Here is a 16,955-nt window from a genome sequence, read left to right as displayed (position 1 = left end):
TCATTTACGCACTATGCGCCTCAAGATAGTGCTTCACTTTTTGTTCTGCCACAAGCGGTATTGACAAACGATGAAATCCTTAGATGCCAGTCACCTGATTCCCCTCCATGCCGTCGGTGACGCGGCCTGTAGCAAGGCAACACCGAAGTTTCAACGCGTCATTTAGCTCCAACTTCTTCGAGCTCCGCCATCCAGCGCGTCAGTGACGATTTGCGGGCGGCGACCGTCCCGCCGAGCTTGAAGGACGGGACGATCTTGTCATGGACCAGCCGGTAGACTTGGCGTCGGGAGACTCCGAGGAAATCCGCGATCGCGTCGGCTCCCATAAGCAGGTCGCGTTCGACGACGACGGGGCCGTCGCTGTTGTGGGCGGCGACGCTCATCGGGTCTTCCTCCAGTTGTGGAACTCGGCCTTCAGCGACTGCCAGCGCTGCCTTGCGTTGTCGTCGGTGTTAAGCTCGGCCATCGACTGGATGGAGAGGATGTTGCGCACGCGTGTCTTGATGCGCTCCAGATCGGTGGCCTCCAGCTGATGCATCTGCTGCAGGAACCGGTGGAACAGGTGATCGTTGGCGCACTTCATTGCGCACTCGGCGGCATAGTCCTTTGCCCTCTCAGGCTTCGGGCTCAGACGCTCGATCTCGGCGAGGGCGGCGCGGTGGCGCTCGCAAAGCCGGTCATACTTGTCGAGCAGCCAGCGGTGATCGTCGGGCAGGTGCATGAGGTAGTCGCGGTCAAACACCGGCGCCTCGTCGCGGATGGTCGCGACAATCGCCATGTCGGCGCCCGATCCCGTCGTCAGGCACAGGCTGCCGTCCGACATCACGCTCCAGTCGGTCGCGGCAAGGCCGGCGCGGTTGCGGATCGCCTCGAGGCGCTTTTGGGCGGGGCTTGCGGCGGGCTCTGCCGGCCTGGTCACAGCAGCGATCCTCTCTGTTGGCTCGGCTTGCAGTCGGCGCAGAAGTGCAGCCATTTCAGGCCGCGCTTCGTCACCAGCCAGCCGGCGGCCTTGGCGTCGGCGACCATCACGTCGAAGTCGTCGACGTCGTAGGTGTTGGGATAGGAGGCCGGGCAGCCGTCGCAGATGACTTCGCGCTGGCGGCCGAGGGCTTCGATCGTCATGGCGCCTGCTCCACCGGAGCCATCTGCAAAAGGCCATTCTGGCCCATGGCGACGAGCATCAGGATCTGGTCGCCGATCGCATCAGCCACCAGCAGCGCATCAGCGCGGTCGGCGGCGGCGTGATTGATGGTGGCGGCGATGATGCTGACCATCGCTGCGTAGGCGTCGGCATGCTCGCAGCCGTGCAGCACGGCCATGATTGCCTTTGCGACGTCGTGCTGGTGGTCGCTGAGGACGCGGTGCTTGCACGTTGCATCAGCCACGGGTTTTCTCCCGCAGGAACATGACCTTGCTGACGTATTTTCCCGGACTACGCTTCTTCGCCTGTGCTTCGGCAATACGCGCTTCTGCGGCCTGAATTTCGAGACTGGTGCCGTCGTGGAAATGGACGCGAAAGGTCGGGAGCCTGTCCGTCATGCCCAGAACTCCAGCGTGTGGACGATGTCGCCATAGATCGACGAGTGTTCGGCGCCAGCCTCGCCCATTGCCTCGATCGTCATTTTGGCGGCGTCGAGCAGTTGCTCGACGACGTCGGTCTCGAAGGGGCCGGACAGTCCTTCGCCCTCGCGGGCAAAGCGGATCAGCTCGGCAACGGCCTCGGCTGCCTGATGGACGGCTGCGAGGGCGAGCGATTTCGGGTCGTGTGCGTTCGCGTCAGCCACGGCAGGGCTCCTGCCTCTGCCTGACGAACATCGTGACGGGCGGAAGCGAGATCTCGCCGCGGCGCTGGTAGCCGCCGACGACGCCGATGAACGGCACGATGACCTTGCCGGGGGCGGGGCGCAGGAAATGCGGCGGGCGACGGCGCCAGCCCGCGCGCTTGTACTCGATGCGGCTGGACAGCATCTTCTCGTCGCAGGCGTAGCGGTCGGCGATCTCCTCGATCGTCGCGCCGTTCTGCAGCTCGCGGAAGATGATGCCGTCGACCGGCAGGATGCAGTCCTCGGACATGGGGATGTTGCTCGTCGTCATGCGTGCAACTCCGAGGGCTGGAGCAGCACGTGCAGCACGGGCATGCCGCGGGCCGGATCGTCGGCGCGGCCTGCGAAATATGCGCCCGATGCCTCGGCGAGCGCGAGCAGGGCGAGCTCCTCGATGCGGTGGCCGGTCTCGTCCGCGGCCTGGCGCATGCGCGCCTCGGTGGCGGGGTCGAGGTGAACAGTGATCGTGGTCATGGGGTCGGGCTCCCGGCGATGGTGAGGAAGGTCAGGGCGCAGAGCAGCGTCGGCAGGGCGAGATAGACCAGCCGGCGGCAGGTTCGGTCGGCGCAGTCGCGGGCGGCGCAGCGCTCCTCGATCCGGGACCAGTCAAGTGCGGGGCGGTCGATGGCATAGCGGGGCAGGCGGGCGTGGCGCATGGCGAGCCTCAGAGGTAGATGCAGAGCAGGGCGGAAATGGCCAGGAGGTACCCCGCGAGGCCGGCGAGCATGATGCACTGCCATTTGCGGCGTGTGGTGCGCAGGGCGGCGAGATCGCGCGCGGTGCTGCGCGGTCGGACGGCGAAGTCGCGGGGTGCCTGGTTCATGGCTCGGCCCTTGCTCTTTACGCCGCGCGGGCGAAGGTGGCGTTGGCTTCCTCGGTCGCCGCCGGGCCGAGCGTATCGATCTCGGCGCGGGTGAATCCCCTCAGGAGCAGGTGACCGGCATTGGCGCCATCGCCGATCTCGCGCAGGGCGCGGGCCATCTCGGCAATGCGGCGTTTCTGGGCGGGGGTGTGCATGTTGCTTTCTCCATCGTTCGGGTGAAACGAGCCGGGAAAGGTGGGCCGCCGCCTGGGAGGAGGAGCGACGGCGGCCCTGTTCGCGGCCTGAACGATGCAGACATCGCATATAATGCGATGTAGCGTCAATTGTTGTATCGCAAAATATGCGATTTATAGGGCTTGGCTCTGCTAAATTTTGCGATATATGTCGCAAAATGTCGGCAAAAACAACGTTGGTAGATGCAAAAATGCCACCCGTTCAGGGTGGCATTAGTGCATTTCATGTCGACTGGGGTGGTCCGTCAATCGTCTATTCGCGCCGAACGGAATATTGCACGCGGCCCACGACGCGAACGGTATCGCCGTTGGTGCCATTGACGGGGACGGCAGTCCATCGCGGATCAGACGACTCTGGTACAAGCCAGTACTCTCCATCGGCGTCCTGTTGAAGCGTCTTCACTGTCGCCTCCCTCAGTCCGTCGGCGCGCTCGCGTTCCACAATGTATCTCTTGCCTACTTGTATCGGCTCTTCCATCTCGTAGAGGCTGGTGTAAACGAGAACCGTACCTTCTGGGTACACCTTGTTCATTGAGGGGCCGCGAACCTCGGCCCCGTAAAGCTTTAGATTTCCGAAGTTTTCATCGACCGGCACTACTACGTCATACCCTTCGTCGTCCGGCCAGAGGTTGGATTCCGCATATGCTCCAGCCTGGACATGTTGTTGGACCCGAACTGTGCGGAGGCCGGCCATAGGATCTCGAGCATACAAGTCGTCGGGGGCGATCCCGAATACCTCAGAGAGCGCGCGTTCACGCTTCCCCAAGATGCGGGTTTTGGCGTTCTCGATCCGCGAGATCGTTTGCCAATGCACCTCGATTTTTTCCGCAAGATCACTCTGGGACCAGCCCCGAGCTTCCCGTAATTCTCGAATCCTATTGCGCATAAACATGGCTTAACAGCCTGCCTTACTCCGCAACATCGCACAAAACACGAAAGCGAATGTTGACGCTATCGCAAAAACTGCGATATTGTCGAGCGGCACATAAGAGGTAGGCCGATGCTCCTTAGGGACTGGAGAGAAGCGAATGGGTGGACGCTAGCGCGCTTGGCGGCGGAGCTAGGACTGCCCGGCGATCGTTCAGTTGGGACTGTCCAACGGTGGGAAACCGGCAAGAGCCGTCCGGAGGCGGACGTAATCGATCGTATCGAGAAGATCTCTGGCGGAGCGGTCACCGCAACCGACATGCACGAAACGCGGCTGGCCTGGCTGAAGCGCCCCACCATCAAGCCAACTCCGAAAATCCCGGAGGCGGCCGAATGAGGGCTGCCTTCCTGCCTCCTTCCTCCCGAAACCGCGCAGCCCGTCTGGCCGCGCGGCACCTCGCGCCAGGGCCTCGGACCTCCGGGCTCCGGCGCGCTTTCTCTTCAAGCGTTCCGGCCATGACGGCCGGTGCGGTCGACCCGCGGCTTTCACCGTGCGCCGAGGGCCGCGGGTCGTCTGATGTTCGTCTGTCGTTTGCATGCGGGCCTCCGTGATCTGAGGCCCTGAGTTTTCACCATTTCTGCTCGTTCCCGCCACGGGAAAGCCTCGCCGGAATTCCCGGCGCGGGAACGTGTTTTTTCGCGCGTAAGCGCCAAGCCCTGGAGGCAGTCATGTCTGATGCATTTCTCTACCGGATGAAGGCGGCGCAGCGCGACCTGATCGAGCGCTGCGGCGGCATCCTCCGCGTCGAACAGATCACCGGGTTCTCGAAAAGCCAGGTCGGTCGCTGGAACAACCCGAACGATCCCGACCTGATGCCGGTCGGCGCGATCCGTGCGCTGGAAGGCGACTGCGGCCGGGCGCTTGTCACGGCGGTCCTCGCTGAATCCAACGGCCGACGCCTCAGCGATCCCGATGCGGAGCGTGCGGCGGATGTCTCGGTCCTTCTCGCCCATTCGGAGCTGATGCGTCACGCGGCCGAGCTTGCGAACGCGATGGCTCTGGCGATCGCCGACGGCAAGGTGACGGCGGCCGAGGCGACCACGGTCGACCGGGTCGCCAGCGGGCTGGAGCGGGCGGCGAGCGACCTCCGTTCATCGCTGGCGCAGGTCAAGGCGCTCGGCGGTTCCCGTGCCGAACTGCGGCTGGTCTCGGAGGGCGAGTGATGGGTTTCACCACGATCATTCCCGTCGAGAAGCCGAAGACCGGCGCCTTCCGGATCTCCACCGTGCAGATGCGCAAGGATGCGCCCTACCGTCTCCAGATCAGCATGCCGGCGGCGCAATACACCGTCCATTTCGGCAAGGCCGACGCGCTGACGGTTCAGATCGGCGACGGCGCCGACCAGGGCAAGATGCTGATCTTCCCCGCCGCAGACGGCGCGTTCAAGCCGCGCTTCATGAAACATACTGTGCTGCTCCGCTTTCCCGATCTCGATTTCGTGCCGCAGTTCCAGATGGTCTCCGAGAATCCGGAGCGCCGCAAGTCGCCGGACGGCCATGGGCTTCTGCTCGATCTGCCGGAGTGGGTCTGGAGCGAGGGGCGTCAGAAGGCGATCCAGAAGGCGCGCGAACAGGTGGCGCGGGAGCGCGCGCAACGATGATCTCGGCGCGCTTCCAGAAGATCGGCTATGCCGGGCAGGAACCGCGCGGGGCGCTGACCTTGCGCGAGGGCGGGCCGATTGGGCTGCGCGGCGTGGCGCTGTTGCGCCGGGTCGGGCTTGCCGATGGGCCCTATCGCTGCGAGTGCAACGCCGACCACGCCATCGCCTGGCGCTGCCTCGAGGCGGGCATGCTGCGGCTCGATAGTCGCGATGACGATGTCCTGCACCTGACCGAGAAGGGCCGCGCCTATCTCGACCGGCTGGCGAGGGTCAGCTGATGCTAGTGCAACCGAATAAGGACGCCCGCTTCCTCGGCGGCGGCGGCGAACGCAAGTCGCATGGCCTCGTTGTCGGCTTCACCCGAAAAGACGGCGCAGGAAATGGTCAATGCCCGGACAAAGGCGGGACCGGACGTCTCCGGCCAATGGCTGGTGAGCAGCACCGTCGCCTCGAAGCTGTTCGAGACTGCGGTGAAGCCTCCGGTTCCATAGAGGTCAACCGGGACCGGTCTGGACCAATCCGCCACGGCCGACATGACGTCACACCTCCCTTTGTGCGCATCAGAAAACTGGCGAGCGTGCTGTTGGTTCCCGGGAGGGCGAAGTGATGGCGCTATCACTGAGCACGGGACAGCGACGCCTTCTCGCCGAAGCGGTGGAGACGGGCTGCTATCGCTGCAGCGGCGAGCCTGAACAGGCAAAGGCGCGCAAGCTAAACAGCAAGGGCTTGCTCTCGCGCGACCGGCAAGACGGCTTTCTCTGGCGGCCGACCGAGGCGGGCATGCAGGTCGCGGTCGCGATCGCTGCAGCGGGTGAGGGGGATGGTGCGGCGGCGGCGCAAATGCCGTCCCTGGCGGATGCCGCGCCAGCCCCCGCACCTCGAATCCTGCCACGACTGCCGCACCATCCGCTGGCCGGGCTCTTTCCGATGCTGGGCGAAGACGAACTGCGCCGACTTGCCGACGACATCGAGACGCGTGGGCAGGAAGAGCCGGTCTGGCTTCTCGACGGGCAGATCCTCGACGGGCGCAACCGCGAAGCGGCGTGTGCGCTGCTCGGTATTGACGCCTGGACCAAAGAATACGGGGGCAATGATCCGCTCGGTTTCGTTCTCTCTCTCAATCTGCATCGCCGGCACCTGACCGAAAGTCAGCGGGCGATGGTGGCGGCGCGTATCGTCGACTGGGAGCGGGGCATCAATCAGGCGACAGCCGGGGATGCAAATTTGCACGCCCGCGAGGCGGGGCGGCGACTCTCGATCTCGGAGCGCGCCGTGAAGGCGGCCAAGCGGGTGCGCGACCATGGCGTGGAGGCACTGTCAGACGCGATCCGCGACGGGCGAGTCTCGGTTCATGCCGGCGAGGCGATCAGCCATCTGGAGCGTGAGGCGCAGGAGGAGGTCCTGCGCCGAGAAGAAAAGGAAATCATCCAGCGCGCCAAGCAGATCCGAGAGGCGCGGGCAAAGATGCGCCACGAGGGGCGGATTCGCCACATGGCGCTGGTGGCATCTGCCGGCCAGGCAAAGACTGGTGAGGTCATCCAGAAATATCCCGTCATTTATGCCGATCCGCCGTGGCAGTTTGCCGTGCGATCGGAGGTGACGGGACGCGATAAGAGCGCTGAAAACCATTATCCGACGCTCCCGACCGACGAGATCTGCGCGCTGTTCGAAAAGATCGGTTCACCGGCCGGGCGCGACGCGGTGCTGTTTCTTTGGGCCACGAACCCGATGCTGCAGGACGCGATGCGCGTCATGGCCGCCTGGGGCTTTTCCTATGTCCATCACTGGATCTGGGACAAGGAAATTGCTGGCACCGGATATTGGGGCCGCGATCGGCACGAGCTGCTTCTGATCGGTCGGCGCGGCGATGTGCCCGCGCCACTGCCTGGCTCGCAGCCGGAGACGGTGCATCGCGAGGCCAAAGGGCGGCATTCGGCAAAGCCTGACTTCTACGCAGAAACGATCGAGCGGCTCTATCCGGGCATCCCTCGGCTGGAGCTGTTCTGCCGTGCGCCCCGGCCGGGCTGGGACGCATGGGGATACGAGGCGGGAACGCCGGAAAGCGAGGCGGATTGAGCGACCTACTGCCCATTATCGAGGAACTGGCCAATGCGCGCACCGATGCCGAGCGCGCGCAATGGCTGCTGCGCTGCCCGACGGGCTATCTCGGCAAATACGAGGTGACGATCCGCAACCGACTGCGGCTCGCCGGGTTCCTTGCCGGCGTCGACTACCTCGAGGCCGAGCGCCTCGTCGTGTGGATGCCGCGAAAGGATGACGGAAGCCGGAGCGACAAGGCGCAGGAACTGCTCGCCCGTGCGCGGGCGGCGATGGTGGCGATTGCGGCGGGGGAGGGCGGCGATGTTTCGTGAGACCCTCTTTTCCGGTTCGGCGCTGGACCAGGCTTCAGTTCGTTGCCGTAGCGAGCGCCCGATGATCGTCGACAGCTTCGCCGGCGGCGGCGGGGCTTCGACCGGTATCGAGATGGCGCTCGGGCGTTCACCCGACATCGCCATCAACCACAATCCGGCGGCGCTCGCCCTGCATGCGGCCAACCATCCCGAAACGATCCACCTGTCGGAGAACGTCTATCGGGTCGATCCGCTCGACCATCTCGCCGGCCGGCATATTGGGCTGATGCACTTCTCGCCCGACTGCAAGCACTTCTCCAAGGCGAAGGGCGGCAAGCCGGTGGAGCGAAACATCCGCGACCTAGCCTGGATCATTCCTGGCTGGATCGAGCGGATCCAGAAGAGCGGCGGCCGCGTCGACGTCGTCACCATGGAGAACGTCGAGGAGTTCAAGGACTATGGCCCGCTGATCCAGACCGAGCGCGGCCTGATGCCGGATCCCGAGCGCAAGGGCGAGAATTACCAGAAATGGGTGAAGGCGTTGAAGCGGCTCGGCGGCAGGCTTGACGCGCGCGAGCTGCGCGCCTGCGACTTTGGCGCGCCGACGATCCGCAAGCGCCTGTTCGTGATCATTCGTTTCGACGGCAAGCCGATCGTCTGGCCGGAGCCGACGCACGGGCGGCCTGACGATCCGGACGTGATCGCCGGCAGGAAACTGCCCTGGCGCACGGCGGCGGAGTGCATCGACTGGTCGCTGCCTTGCCCGTCCATCTTCGATACCGCTAGCGAGGTCATGGCCAAGCACGGGCTTCGGGCGGTGCGGCCGCTGGCCGGCAATACCATGGCGCGGGTGGCGCGCGGGATGAAGCGCTACGTGCTCGATGCGGAGCGGCCGTTCCTTGTCAGCATCGCCCATGGCGACAGCGGTGGCCGGCGGGAATATCCGCTCGACGAGCCGCACGGCGTCGTAACGGCGGGCGGGATCAGTCATGCGGTCGTCACGCCGCACCTGATGACGATGCGAAACGCCGGCAAGCCGTTCAACGGCGCGGACGAGCCGACGCATACGATCACCGCCGGCGGCGCAGGGCTAGCGATTGTTGCCCCGGTGCTGACGCATGCGCAGCAGGGCGGAGCGGTTCGATCAGTCGAGGCCCCGCACCATACGATCACGGCCAGCACGAAGGATCAGAACGCCGTCATCGTGCCGACGTTGGTGCAAACCGGTTACGGCGAACGGAAGGGGCAGGAGCCGCGCGCGCTCGATATTGGCAAGCCGCTCGGCACGGTCGTGGCGGGCGGCGTCAAGCACGCCGCTGCGGTTGCGTTCATCGCCCAGCACAATAACGACAGCCGTCGCGACGGTGGCGTCAATCCGGGGCGCTCGGCAGATGAGCCGGTGTCGACGGTGACTGCGACGGGCGCGCAGCAGGGGGTGATTTCCGCCTTCATCTCCCGGCAGTTCGGGGCGAGTGTCGGGCATGGTGTCGATGATCCAAATGGCTCGATAACAGCCGGCGGTGGCGGCAAGTCTGCCCTCGTCGCACCCTACCTCTCTCACCTCTACACGTCCAATACTGCTGGGGGGCGGGGAAGCCCAGAAGCACCGCTGAAAACGGTGACCGCCGGCGGCGGCCATGCAGCGCTGGTCGCGCCGTACCTGCAAGCCTACTACGGCAATGGCGACGGCGGCGAGATGGATCAGCCCTGCCGCACGGTGACGACGAAGGATCGGCACGGCCATGTCGAGGCGAGCCTGTCGGTTCCGCCTTTCACCGAGGCGCAGGCCGATCGGGCGCGCCAGGTGGCTGCGTTCCTGCGGGCGCATGGCTTCTGGGACGAGCGCGAGTTCGTGACGCTGTCGATCGGCGGCGAGACCTTCGTCATCGTCGACATCGGCATGCGCATGCTGACGCCGCGCGAGCTCTACAACGCGCAGGGCTTCCCGGCCGACTACGTCATCGACGGCGGCTGGAGCGCGCCTGAGGACGGCGGCGAGCCGGTCTGGGTCGAGTTTCCGAAATCGGTTCAGGTCTCCTGCGTCGGCAACTCCGTCTCTCCGCCTGTCGAGGCGGCGATCGTCGCAGCCAACTGCCCGGACCTGGCGGTCTGGCGGGAGGCCGCCGAATGAGCCACGACGCGACCAATTGGGCGATCAAGCAGCGCGGTCTGAAGCCGGCGCTCAAGGTCGTGCTTTGGAACCTGTGCGACCGCTATCATCCGGACAACGGCTGCTTTCCCAGCCAGGACACGCTGGCGGCCGACTGCGAGGTGCCGCGCTCGACGCTGAACGTCTACCTGAAGGAACTGGAAGATGCCGGTCTGATCGCCCGCGAGCAGCGCCGCGAGAAGGGTTCGAACCGTCAGGAGAGGACGCGTTACCGCTTTCCTTTCGAGGCCGATTTTCCGGCGCAACCGGCCGAAAAACCGAGTCCAGAAACTGGACACGGGACCGGCGAGGCCGTGTCCAGAAACCGGGCCGAGCCGAGTCCAGAAAATGGCGAAAGCCGAGTCCAGAATCTGGACAGTAACCCTGTAAGGGAACCAGTAAGAGAACCCGTAATCGGGAGAGAGAGCGCGAGCGAGCGCGAAGGTGGGCAGGATCGGCCGGCCGACGAGCCGGCAGAAAGCCCGGCGGCGATCGAGCGGGCCTTCCGCCGGTTCTTCCCGACCTGGCCAACCTATGTCGGCGACAGCGAGGATGCGGCGCGCAAGGCATGGAACGATCTGACCGCATCGGAGCGCGAGCAGGCTGCGGCGCGGGCCGGTGAGTATCTCGAGGCGGCGAAGGCTGGCGGGCGCAAGATGATCTGCTCGGTCGGTGTCTACCTCCGGGAAAAGCGCTGGGAGAAGCTGCCGGCGCGGCAGGCGGTTTCCGATCTGCAGGCGCCGGAAGGTCCATTCGGCAAGGGTTGGGGTGCGCTACGCTTCGCCGAGCTGCTGAAACCGGCCCGCACTTTGCCGGCTCCACCGCGCCTCATCCAGCAGATGATCCTCGACGGAAAGATCGACCGGAACGCCGAAGAGCGCGAGCGGTTGGCGAAGTTCGGCTGGCCGGAAGTGGTGGCGATGCACGAGCGGGCGGCCAACTTCCGCGGGGCGATGGTGCCGGCGGCGATCAAGGCGCTGGGCGCGTCGTTCGTGCAGGTGCGGGTCGGAAGTGAGATCTGGGAGGCATGGAAGCGGCTGCACCATGCGCGGCGCTGGCCCTGGCTTCCCGATACCGGCAACCAGCAGTTCGTCTATTTTCCCGCACTGCCGGAAGCGGTGATCGAAGCGGATCTGGATGCGCTGGTGCGCGAAGCGATGGATGAGTTTGCAGCAAGGCTGAGAGAGGTGCGGGGCAATGAACATGCAGCATAAGGGTTTCCTTGGGGCACCGATCGGCATCGTAGGGGAGCGGTTCGAGGATCGGATGAGGCTTATCCGGTCGGATGCGCTGTCTGCCGCGAGCCTGCGCGCTGCGCCTGATTCGCCGTGGTTCGCACTTCGGGTGTGGTCTGGCCACGAGCAATCTGTGGAAAAGGCGCTAGTCGAAGCGAAAATCGAAGCGCTAGTCCCAATGCGTAGGGGGCGAGAATATCGTCGTCGCGGCAGGGTGATCCCTGCTCAGATGATCCCGGTCCTAAATGGCTATGTGCTGGTTCGGTGCCTCGAATCTGATGAGGCGTTCTTCGGTTTGCTCGGCGTTGAGCACGTCATTGCTATGCTCGGCGGGTGCATCACACCGCATCGAATCCGCGACCAGGAGGTGCAACGATTCAAGGTCATGGCAGACGAGGGCGCCTATGACTGGGATGTGCCGTCTGGACTGTTCAAGGCCGGGATGAGGGTGCGGATCAAGCATGGACCCTTTGTCGGGTTCGCTGGTCCGATCCTCAGTCGTAGGTCGGATGGTCGAGGCGATGCGGTTGTTGAGGTGAACGTTTTTGGCGGTATGACACCGGTGCTTGTGCCCCTTGCAATCCTCGAAAGGGTGTGACTACAAATTGCTCCACGGATGATCCGATGATCCTGCAGTGAGCCCCTGAGAACGGCCGAAAGGTCGGGAACTAAATGTTCCGGGGTCGGTACACCGGTCGGACCCCGCCCTGACTGTCTCGATGATGAGACACCGATTCAGGGCCAGTGCGACAGCCATGACCAGATGAGAGACGAGGCGGCCAAACGGTCGCCTTTGTTGCATCAAGGGGTATGGGAAGGCTTTCGACCATCAAGCCAAGGATAGGGACGCTGGCGCCACGGATCGGTCGGGCAGCCGGTGACGAGCAGGCGAGACTACGCGAGCGTGATCAGACGGTGGCGTCGCGCAGCTGGTACAAGTCGGCGCGCTGGCAGAAGCTGCGGCAGAAGATCCTGATCCGAGACCAGTACACATGCCAGGCGACGGGCGTCCTCTGCGTCGGCAAGCACCCGGCTGGCAACAGTCCGGTGATCGACCACAAGACCCCGCATCGCGGCGATGAGCGGTTGTTCTGGGATGAGAACAACCTGCAGGTCGTGAGCAAGGCCTACCACGACAGCGAGAAGCAGAAGCAGGAACGGGCGCAGGCTCGGTGGTAATCCGTGACTGGCGGCACCAGTCGACCAAGAAGGAGAAGACGCATGAGCGTACAGGCAATGTTCTATGTGAAGGAGATCAACCACCGTTCGACCGGTTCGGCCGATGCGGTGAACGTCGAAGTCAAGATGGCCGCAGCTTTCGGCTCCTACCTGCAGGGTTTGCCGGAAGGGAATGGTGACTGGTCGAAGTGGACGCCGCAGGGCGAGTTGGCGATGACGATCACCAACCCCGACGCCATTGATCAGTTCGAGATCGGCGGGGTCTACCGCCTCACCTTCGAGAAGGCCTGACCGAGCCGCAGAGGGGGGGTGGTCGAAAGTCTGGAGGCCCTCCCCCGCCCGGACCCGCGCCCCCCTCACGTAGAGATTTTTTTCTGATGGAACCGATTTTCGACCTGTTCGGGCATCCCGTTCCGGAGTGGAAAGGAAAGCGCGGACGCCCACCGTACGAGGCGACGGAAAAAGACCGCAACAAAATCAAGCTGTTGTTGGCGCTTGGTTGGTCGATCGAGCGAATGGCAAACGGTATCGGCGTCTCGCCGGCAACGTTGAAGCGGTATTTTAGAGCCGAGCTGAAGCAGCGCTCGGCCATGCGCGACCGGCTCGATGCCCGGCGCTTCGAGCTGGCGATGGAGCAGGCCAACGCCGGCAACGTCGCTGCCCTAAAGGAACTCGGCAAGATGATCGAGCGCTCGGACCTGATGGACGCCGACCGGCGGCTGCGGGATGCGCAGAAGGATCACGACACCGAGCAGAAGGACAAGCTCGGCAAGAAGGAAGCGGCAAAGGCTGCTGCCAAGACGGCCGGCGCCGGCAGCGAGTGGGGCAGTGACCTGCTGCCGGGCGTCCAGAAGGGTGTGCACTGATGGATACCGCCTGGATGCCGGCCGCGGCCTGGTCGACGGCGGTCCCGGACTGGAAGGAGCGGATTCGCGCCAGGCGCTCGCTGATCCCGGATCTGCCGCTTTACGACGCCGTCGCCGAAAAGGCGCTGCGGATCTTCAGGCGTCTGCGGGTGCCGGACATCATCGGCAACCCGACTTACGGCGAAGTCTGCGGCGAGTGGGTGCTCGACTTCGTGCGGGTGATCTTCGGCAGCTACGATCCGGAGACGAAACGGAGGGCACTGCGGGAATTCTTCCTGCTGGTGCCGAAGAAAAACGGCAAGTCGTCGATCGCCGCCGCCATCATCGTCACAGCCGCCATCCTCAACGAGCGACCGGAAGCGGAGCTGCTGCTGATCGCGCCGACGAAGCAGATCGCCGACATCTCGTTCAAGCAGGCGGCCGGGATTGTCCGCCTCGACGAGGAACTGGCGAAGCTCTTCCACATTCAGGACCACCTGAAGAAGATCACGCACCTGAACACGTTCGCCGTCATCCAGGTGAAGGCCGCGGCCGCCGACGTCATCACCGGGTCGAAGGCGACCTACATCCTGATCGACGAGACGCACGTCTTCGCGGCGATCGCCAAGGCAGCCGACATCTTCGTCGAGATCCGCGGTTCGCTCGCAGCAAGGCCGGACGGCTTCCTGCTGCAGATAACGACCCAGTCGAAGTCGCCGCCGGCCGGCGTGTTCAAGGCGGAGTTGCAGAAGGCGCGCGACGTGCGCGACGGCGCTTTCGCCTTTCCGATGCTCGCGGTGCTCTACGAGCTGCCGCCTGAAGATGCGGTCGATGGGGGCTGGAAGCGGCGCGAGACCTGGGGGCTTGTCAATCCGAACCTGAACCGGTCGGTCGACGAGGGCTACCTCGACGGCGAAATTTCCACGGCGGAGCGCGAGGGCCCGGAGAAGCTGGCGCTCATCGCCTCGCAACACTTCAACGTAGAGGTCGGCCTTGGCCTGCATGCCGATCGATGGGCCGGCGCCACCTACTGGGAAGGTGCCGCCAGTGCGGGGCTGACGCTCGATCGGGTCATCGTCGAATGCGACGTCTGCGTCGTCGGCATCGATGGTGGTGGCCTCGACGACCTGATGGCGATTTCCGTCATCGGTCGCCAGCGGGAGACGCGAACCTGGCTGCAATGGGGCCGTGCCTGGGCGCACGCGGACGTGTTCGAGCGGCGCAAGGAGATCGCGCCCCGGCTTCGCGACTTCGGGCGTGATGGCGACCTGGTTGTCTGCGACGAAGTCGACCAGGACATCGTCGATATCGCCGATATCTGCGAGCGGCTGTTTCTGGCCGGCAAGCTGCCCGAGAGGGCCGGCATCGGCCTTGACGCGTTCGGCGTTGCCAGCCTCCTCGATGCTCTTGCAGAGCGGGGCATGGCCGGTGACCTGACCATGGCAGTCGGGCAGGGCTGGAAGCTGCAGTCGGCGGTGACGACATTGCCGCGCAAGCTGAAGGACAAGACGATGCAGCACTGCGGCCAACCGTTGATGGCCTGGGCCGTGGGCAACGCCAAGACCGAACTGAAGGGCTCCAACTACATCGTCACCAAGCAGGCGGCCGGTGCGTCGAAGATCGACCCGCTGATGGCGCTGTTCAACGCGGCGATGCTGATGTTCCTCAACCCGGAAGCCAAGACAACCAAGAAACCGGCATTGGAGTTGCTATGAGCTGGCGTGCCCGAATAGGGGAGTTCATTGCTGGTCGCCGTTTCGGGGAGGAGGCGACGTTGCCGGTGGCCGCTCCGCAGGCCTCGGGCGCTCAGGTGCCTCTGACTGCGATTACTCGGAACTCGTCTTCATGGTCCGATCTGGTCGAGATGGGGGGGAAGCTGCCTGCTCCGACCGAGAGAACCGCTCTGACGGTCTCGGCCATCTATGCTTCCGTGAACCTGATCACGGGGGCGATCTCGCCGCTACCGGTCAACATTTATCGGGTCAACTCGGCAGATGGCGAGCGCGACCGGATCTACAATGACGACCTGCACTGGGTTCTCAACGAGCAGATGACCCCGCGCTGGTCAGCTGCGAGCGGCTGGGAGTTTCTTTGCCGGTCTCTGCTTCTGCACGGGGATGCGTTTGCCGTCATCGAGCGCAACCGCCAGGGTGCGCCGATCGGATTGACGCCAGTTCATCCCGAGCGTGTCACAGTTGCCGTGTGGCCGGACGGATCGCGGCTGGCCTATGCGATCGAGCCAGAAATGATCGCCGGCAAGCGCAATGCCGGCGAGGTCGCGGTCTACGACCAGGACGACATCCTGCATGTAGCAGGCTTCGGGTTCGACGGGCTGCGGGGTCTGTCGCCGCTCCGATACGCGCTTCGCATGGCCGGAGCATCGTCGATCGCCATGCAGGACTTCTCGGCGAACTTCTTCGCCAATTCCGCCAGGCCGGACTATGCGCTTGTGACGGAACAGGTGCTGGGCCCGGAAAGCGTAGAGGAGCTGCGGCAGGAGATCGAGAAGAAGCACCAGGGCGTCGGCAATGCCCATCGCCCGATGCTTTTGCACGGCGGCCTCGATATCAAGAACATCACCATGCCGATGAAGGACATGGAACTGGTGGCGATGCGGCAGTTCCAGATTGAAGAGATTGCGCGGATCTACGGAGTGCCGCCCTTCATGATCGGCCACAACGAGAAAACGACCTCGTGGGGGTCTGGTGTGGAATCGATGGGCATCGGCTTTGTCCGCTACACGCTTCGCCAGCACCTCAATAAGTTCGAGAACGAGATCAACCGCAAGCTATTCCGCACGGCTGCCCGGGTGGTCGAGTTCGACACCACCGATCTCGAGCGGGCGGATACGAAGTCGCTCTACGAATCCCTTCGCATCGCCGTCGGTCGCGCCGGTGAGCCAAAGATCATGTCGCTCAACGAGGCCCGGGCCCACCTGCGCCTGAAGAAGGACAAAGTACCGGACAGCGACAGCCTCGCTCCCAGCGCTCCGGTCCCGTCCCAGAAACCGCAAGAGAAGGATGCTGTCGAATGAGGAACAGGCTGCGTGCGCTGTTGTCTGCCAACGCCAAGCGTGGCTCGTTCCGGGCCGAAGGCAACACGATCTACATCTACGACATGATCGTCGCCGACGACTTCGAGGCGGAGTGGTGGGGCGGCGTCTCCCCGAGTGCCTTTATCAAGGCGCTCTCGGCCATCAAGGGCGACGTTGCCATCCGGGTGAACTCGCCCGGCGGTGACGTGTTCGGGGCAGTGGCAATCTGCCAGGCCATGCGCGAGCACGACGGCGCGATCACGGTACACGTCGATGGATATGCGGCCTCGGCGGCCTCGGTGATTGCCGCAGCCTCACCGAAGGTCATCATGGCGCCGGGCTCGTTCATGATGATCCACAACGCCTGGACGATGGAAATGGGCAACGCCGAGGACTTTCTGGCGACGGCGGCGCTGCTCGACAAGGTTGATGGTTCCATCGCCGATTCCTACGCCACAAAGAGCGGCGGGGACGTGAGTGCGTTTCGCGACTACATGGCGAAGGAAACCTGGTTCACCGCGACCGAGGCGGTCGAGATCGGCCTTGCCGACGCCGTGGCCGAGGACAAGTCGAAGGCCACGGCCAAATGGGACATGAGCGCCTTCGCTGCAGCACCAAAGATCGAGGATCAGGCGCCCGCCCCGTCCGAGCCGGAGAACGATCCGATTGACCAGCGCGTCCGGCAGCATGCCGCACGGATGCTGGAACGAACTGCCTAAGCGCGCTGCGCCGAGCAGATAGCCGGTCGCCGAAGC

General features: G+C 64.4%; 28 protein-coding genes. 15 read left to right on the top strand and 13 right to left on the bottom strand.

Translation table 11 applies throughout. The annotated features are described in order from the left end of the window. Positions 1-158: 158 nt before the first annotated feature. From ACXAGF_RS17940 to ACXAGF_RS17885, 12 genes are all read right to left on the bottom strand, one after another. The gene (locus ACXAGF_RS17940; protein WP_475018731.1) at positions 159-383 is read right to left on the bottom strand and encodes a helix-turn-helix domain-containing protein; all 225 of its coding nucleotides are present in this window, start codon (positions 381-383) and stop codon (positions 159-161) included. After that, positions 380-919 carry a hypothetical protein gene (locus tag ACXAGF_RS17935; RefSeq protein ID WP_475018730.1) on the bottom strand — a complete coding sequence of 180 codons (540 nt, stop codon included), beginning with the start codon at positions 917-919 and terminating at the stop codon, positions 380-382. Before ACXAGF_RS17935 ends, ACXAGF_RS17940 begins: the two co-directional genes overlap by 4 nt. After that, positions 916-1,122: a hypothetical protein gene (locus ACXAGF_RS17930; RefSeq protein WP_475018729.1), complete on the bottom strand. Its 207-nt coding sequence runs from the start codon at positions 1,120-1,122 to the stop codon at positions 916-918. Before ACXAGF_RS17930 ends, ACXAGF_RS17935 begins: the two co-directional genes overlap by 4 nt. After that, positions 1,119-1,385, bottom strand: coding sequence for a hypothetical protein (locus tag ACXAGF_RS17925; protein ID WP_475018728.1), 267 nt, complete (start codon positions 1,383-1,385; stop codon positions 1,119-1,121). Before ACXAGF_RS17925 ends, ACXAGF_RS17930 begins: the two co-directional genes overlap by 4 nt. Further along, on the bottom strand, positions 1,378-1,539 hold the full coding sequence (locus ACXAGF_RS17920; RefSeq protein WP_475018727.1) for a hypothetical protein: 162 nt from the start codon (positions 1,537-1,539) through the stop codon (positions 1,378-1,380). Before ACXAGF_RS17920 ends, ACXAGF_RS17925 begins: the two co-directional genes overlap by 8 nt. Next, positions 1,536-1,784, bottom strand: coding sequence for a hypothetical protein (locus ACXAGF_RS17915; RefSeq protein ID WP_475018726.1), 249 nt, complete (start codon positions 1,782-1,784; stop codon positions 1,536-1,538). Before ACXAGF_RS17915 ends, ACXAGF_RS17920 begins: the two co-directional genes overlap by 4 nt. Beyond that, complete coding sequence (locus ACXAGF_RS17910; RefSeq protein WP_475018725.1) at positions 1,777-2,094, bottom strand: hypothetical protein; 318 nt, start codon at positions 2,092-2,094, stop codon at positions 1,777-1,779. Before ACXAGF_RS17910 ends, ACXAGF_RS17915 begins: the two co-directional genes overlap by 8 nt. Then, complete coding sequence (locus tag ACXAGF_RS17905; protein WP_475018724.1) at positions 2,091-2,297, bottom strand: hypothetical protein; 207 nt, start codon at positions 2,295-2,297, stop codon at positions 2,091-2,093. Before ACXAGF_RS17905 ends, ACXAGF_RS17910 begins: the two co-directional genes overlap by 4 nt. Next, on the bottom strand, positions 2,294-2,479 hold the full coding sequence (locus tag ACXAGF_RS17900; protein ID WP_475018723.1) for a hypothetical protein: 186 nt from the start codon (positions 2,477-2,479) through the stop codon (positions 2,294-2,296). Before ACXAGF_RS17900 ends, ACXAGF_RS17905 begins: the two co-directional genes overlap by 4 nt. Positions 2,480-2,487: 8 nt before the next feature. Then, positions 2,488-2,646, bottom strand: a complete 159-nt coding sequence (locus ACXAGF_RS17895) for a hypothetical protein (protein WP_475018722.1) — start codon at positions 2,644-2,646, stop codon at positions 2,488-2,490. A 17-nt stretch (positions 2,647-2,663) separates the two neighbouring features. Next, positions 2,664-2,840 (bottom strand): hypothetical protein, encoded by a 177-nt coding sequence (locus tag ACXAGF_RS17890; RefSeq protein WP_475018721.1) that lies wholly within the window; start codon positions 2,838-2,840, stop codon positions 2,664-2,666. Between the two features lie 292 nt (positions 2,841-3,132). After that, a complete protein-coding gene (locus ACXAGF_RS17885) occupies positions 3,133-3,771 on the bottom strand; it encodes a helix-turn-helix domain-containing protein (RefSeq protein WP_475018720.1) in 639 nt (212 codons plus the stop codon). Positions 3,772-3,879: 108 nt separating this feature from the next. Here ACXAGF_RS17885 and ACXAGF_RS17880 point away from each other — a divergent pair, with 108 nt between their 5' ends. From ACXAGF_RS17880 to ACXAGF_RS17865, 4 genes are all read left to right on the top strand, one after another. Continuing rightward, positions 3,880-4,143, top strand: coding sequence for a helix-turn-helix domain-containing protein (locus ACXAGF_RS17880; protein WP_475018719.1), 264 nt, complete (start codon positions 3,880-3,882; stop codon positions 4,141-4,143). A gap of 332 nt (positions 4,144-4,475) precedes the next feature. Next, entirely contained in the window at positions 4,476-4,970 is a 495-nt protein-coding gene (locus ACXAGF_RS17875; protein WP_475018718.1) for a hypothetical protein, read from the top strand. Further along, the gene (locus ACXAGF_RS17870; RefSeq protein ID WP_475018717.1) at positions 4,970-5,407 is read left to right on the top strand and encodes a hypothetical protein; all 438 of its coding nucleotides are present in this window, start codon (positions 4,970-4,972) and stop codon (positions 5,405-5,407) included. The genes ACXAGF_RS17875 and ACXAGF_RS17870 overlap by 1 nt, the downstream gene beginning before the upstream one ends. Further along, entirely contained in the window at positions 5,404-5,685 is a 282-nt protein-coding gene (locus ACXAGF_RS17865; RefSeq protein WP_475018716.1) for a hypothetical protein, read from the top strand. The genes ACXAGF_RS17870 and ACXAGF_RS17865 overlap by 4 nt, the downstream gene beginning before the upstream one ends. Before the next feature lie 2 nt (positions 5,686-5,687). Here the strand turns inward: ACXAGF_RS17865 and ACXAGF_RS17860 are convergent, their stop codons facing one another. Then, positions 5,688-5,942: a DUF982 domain-containing protein gene (locus tag ACXAGF_RS17860; protein ID WP_475018715.1), complete on the bottom strand. Its 255-nt coding sequence runs from the start codon at positions 5,940-5,942 to the stop codon at positions 5,688-5,690. A 71-nt stretch (positions 5,943-6,013) separates the two neighbouring features. Here ACXAGF_RS17860 and ACXAGF_RS17855 point away from each other — a divergent pair, with 71 nt between their 5' ends. The 11 genes from ACXAGF_RS17855 (at position 6,014) to ACXAGF_RS17805 (ending at position 16,919) form a co-directional block, all read left to right on the top strand. After that, complete coding sequence (locus ACXAGF_RS17855; protein ID WP_475018714.1) at positions 6,014-7,483, top strand: MT-A70 family methyltransferase; 1,470 nt, start codon at positions 6,014-6,016, stop codon at positions 7,481-7,483. After that, a complete protein-coding gene (locus tag ACXAGF_RS17850; protein WP_475018713.1) occupies positions 7,480-7,779 on the top strand; it encodes a hypothetical protein in 300 nt (99 codons plus the stop codon). Before ACXAGF_RS17855 ends, ACXAGF_RS17850 begins: the two co-directional genes overlap by 4 nt. Beyond that, entirely contained in the window at positions 7,769-9,889 is a 2,121-nt protein-coding gene (locus ACXAGF_RS17845) for a DNA cytosine methyltransferase (RefSeq protein WP_475018712.1), read from the top strand. The genes ACXAGF_RS17850 and ACXAGF_RS17845 overlap by 11 nt, the downstream gene beginning before the upstream one ends. Further along, on the top strand, positions 9,886-11,121 hold the full coding sequence (locus ACXAGF_RS17840; protein WP_475018711.1) for a helix-turn-helix domain-containing protein: 1,236 nt from the start codon (positions 9,886-9,888) through the stop codon (positions 11,119-11,121). The genes ACXAGF_RS17845 and ACXAGF_RS17840 overlap by 4 nt, the downstream gene beginning before the upstream one ends. Beyond that, positions 11,105-11,740: a transcription termination/antitermination protein NusG gene (gene nusG, locus ACXAGF_RS17835; RefSeq protein ID WP_475018710.1), complete on the top strand. Its 636-nt coding sequence runs from the start codon at positions 11,105-11,107 to the stop codon at positions 11,738-11,740. Before ACXAGF_RS17840 ends, nusG begins: the two co-directional genes overlap by 17 nt. A gap of 212 nt (positions 11,741-11,952) precedes the next feature. After that, positions 11,953-12,321, top strand: coding sequence for an HNH endonuclease (locus ACXAGF_RS17830; RefSeq protein WP_475018709.1), 369 nt, complete (start codon positions 11,953-11,955; stop codon positions 12,319-12,321). 42 nt (positions 12,322-12,363) lie between these two features. After that, a complete protein-coding gene (locus ACXAGF_RS17825) occupies positions 12,364-12,612 on the top strand; it encodes a hypothetical protein (protein ID WP_475018708.1) in 249 nt (82 codons plus the stop codon). An 86-nt stretch (positions 12,613-12,698) separates the two neighbouring features. Then, positions 12,699-13,187 carry an AraC family transcriptional regulator gene (locus ACXAGF_RS17820; protein ID WP_475018707.1) on the top strand — a complete coding sequence of 163 codons (489 nt, stop codon included), beginning with the start codon at positions 12,699-12,701 and terminating at the stop codon, positions 13,185-13,187. Next, a complete protein-coding gene (locus tag ACXAGF_RS17815; protein ID WP_475018706.1) occupies positions 13,187-14,881 on the top strand; it encodes a terminase large subunit in 1,695 nt (564 codons plus the stop codon). The genes ACXAGF_RS17820 and ACXAGF_RS17815 overlap by 1 nt, the downstream gene beginning before the upstream one ends. Beyond that, the gene (locus ACXAGF_RS17810; protein WP_475018705.1) at positions 14,878-16,200 is read left to right on the top strand and encodes a phage portal protein; all 1,323 of its coding nucleotides are present in this window, start codon (positions 14,878-14,880) and stop codon (positions 16,198-16,200) included. The genes ACXAGF_RS17815 and ACXAGF_RS17810 overlap by 4 nt, the downstream gene beginning before the upstream one ends. After that, positions 16,197-16,919, top strand: coding sequence for a head maturation protease, ClpP-related (locus ACXAGF_RS17805; RefSeq protein ID WP_475018704.1), 723 nt, complete (start codon positions 16,197-16,199; stop codon positions 16,917-16,919). Before ACXAGF_RS17810 ends, ACXAGF_RS17805 begins: the two co-directional genes overlap by 4 nt. The last annotated feature ends 36 nt before the right edge of the window (positions 16,920-16,955 follow it).

This window comes from Mycoplana sp. ABR4_002, assembly GCF_056159645.1.
This window is presented reverse-complemented; position numbering and strand designations above follow the sequence as displayed.

Bases quoted from the DNA above. Each gene is read 5' to 3' on its own strand.
- ACXAGF_RS17940 (WP_475018731.1), bottom strand. From the start codon at position 383: ATGAGCGTCGCCGCCCACAACAGCGACGGCCCCGTCGTCGTCGAACGC.
- ACXAGF_RS17930 (WP_475018729.1), bottom strand. From the start codon at position 1,122: ATGACGATCGAAGCCCTCGGCCGCCAGCGCGAAGTCATCTGCGACGGC.
- ACXAGF_RS17920 (WP_475018727.1), bottom strand. From the start codon at position 1,539: ATGACGGACAGGCTCCCGACCTTTCGCGTCCATTTCCACGACGGCACC.
- ACXAGF_RS17910 (WP_475018725.1), bottom strand. From the start codon at position 2,094: ATGACGACGAGCAACATCCCCATGTCCGAGGACTGCATCCTGCCGGTC.
- ACXAGF_RS17905 (WP_475018724.1), bottom strand. From the start codon at position 2,297: ATGACCACGATCACTGTTCACCTCGACCCCGCCACCGAGGCGCGCATG.
- ACXAGF_RS17900 (WP_475018723.1), bottom strand. From the start codon at position 2,479: ATGCGCCACGCCCGCCTGCCCCGCTATGCCATCGACCGCCCCGCACTT.
- ACXAGF_RS17895 (WP_475018722.1), bottom strand. From the start codon at position 2,646: ATGAACCAGGCACCCCGCGACTTCGCCGTCCGACCGCGCAGCACCGCG.
- ACXAGF_RS17890 (WP_475018721.1), bottom strand. From the start codon at position 2,840: ATGCACACCCCCGCCCAGAAACGCCGCATTGCCGAGATGGCCCGCGCC.
- ACXAGF_RS17885 (WP_475018720.1), bottom strand. From the start codon at position 3,771: ATGTTTATGCGCAATAGGATTCGAGAATTACGGGAAGCTCGGGGCTGG.
- ACXAGF_RS17880 (WP_475018719.1), top strand. From the start codon at position 3,880: ATGCTCCTTAGGGACTGGAGAGAAGCGAATGGGTGGACGCTAGCGCGC.
- ACXAGF_RS17875 (WP_475018718.1), top strand. From the start codon at position 4,476: ATGTCTGATGCATTTCTCTACCGGATGAAGGCGGCGCAGCGCGACCTG.
- ACXAGF_RS17870 (WP_475018717.1), top strand. From the start codon at position 4,970: ATGGGTTTCACCACGATCATTCCCGTCGAGAAGCCGAAGACCGGCGCC.
- ACXAGF_RS17865 (WP_475018716.1), top strand. From the start codon at position 5,404: ATGATCTCGGCGCGCTTCCAGAAGATCGGCTATGCCGGGCAGGAACCG.
- ACXAGF_RS17860 (WP_475018715.1), bottom strand. From the start codon at position 5,942: ATGTCGGCCGTGGCGGATTGGTCCAGACCGGTCCCGGTTGACCTCTAT.
- ACXAGF_RS17855 (WP_475018714.1), top strand. From the start codon at position 6,014: ATGGCGCTATCACTGAGCACGGGACAGCGACGCCTTCTCGCCGAAGCG.
- ACXAGF_RS17845 (WP_475018712.1), top strand. From the start codon at position 7,769: ATGTTTCGTGAGACCCTCTTTTCCGGTTCGGCGCTGGACCAGGCTTCA.
- ACXAGF_RS17840 (WP_475018711.1), top strand. From the start codon at position 9,886: ATGAGCCACGACGCGACCAATTGGGCGATCAAGCAGCGCGGTCTGAAG.
- nusG (WP_475018710.1), top strand. From the start codon at position 11,105: ATGAACATGCAGCATAAGGGTTTCCTTGGGGCACCGATCGGCATCGTA.
- ACXAGF_RS17830 (WP_475018709.1), top strand. From the start codon at position 11,953: ATGGGAAGGCTTTCGACCATCAAGCCAAGGATAGGGACGCTGGCGCCA.
- ACXAGF_RS17825 (WP_475018708.1), top strand. From the start codon at position 12,364: ATGAGCGTACAGGCAATGTTCTATGTGAAGGAGATCAACCACCGTTCG.
- ACXAGF_RS17820 (WP_475018707.1), top strand. From the start codon at position 12,699: ATGGAACCGATTTTCGACCTGTTCGGGCATCCCGTTCCGGAGTGGAAA.
- ACXAGF_RS17815 (WP_475018706.1), top strand. From the start codon at position 13,187: ATGGATACCGCCTGGATGCCGGCCGCGGCCTGGTCGACGGCGGTCCCG.
- ACXAGF_RS17810 (WP_475018705.1), top strand. From the start codon at position 14,878: ATGAGCTGGCGTGCCCGAATAGGGGAGTTCATTGCTGGTCGCCGTTTC.
- ACXAGF_RS17805 (WP_475018704.1), top strand. From the start codon at position 16,197: ATGAGGAACAGGCTGCGTGCGCTGTTGTCTGCCAACGCCAAGCGTGGC.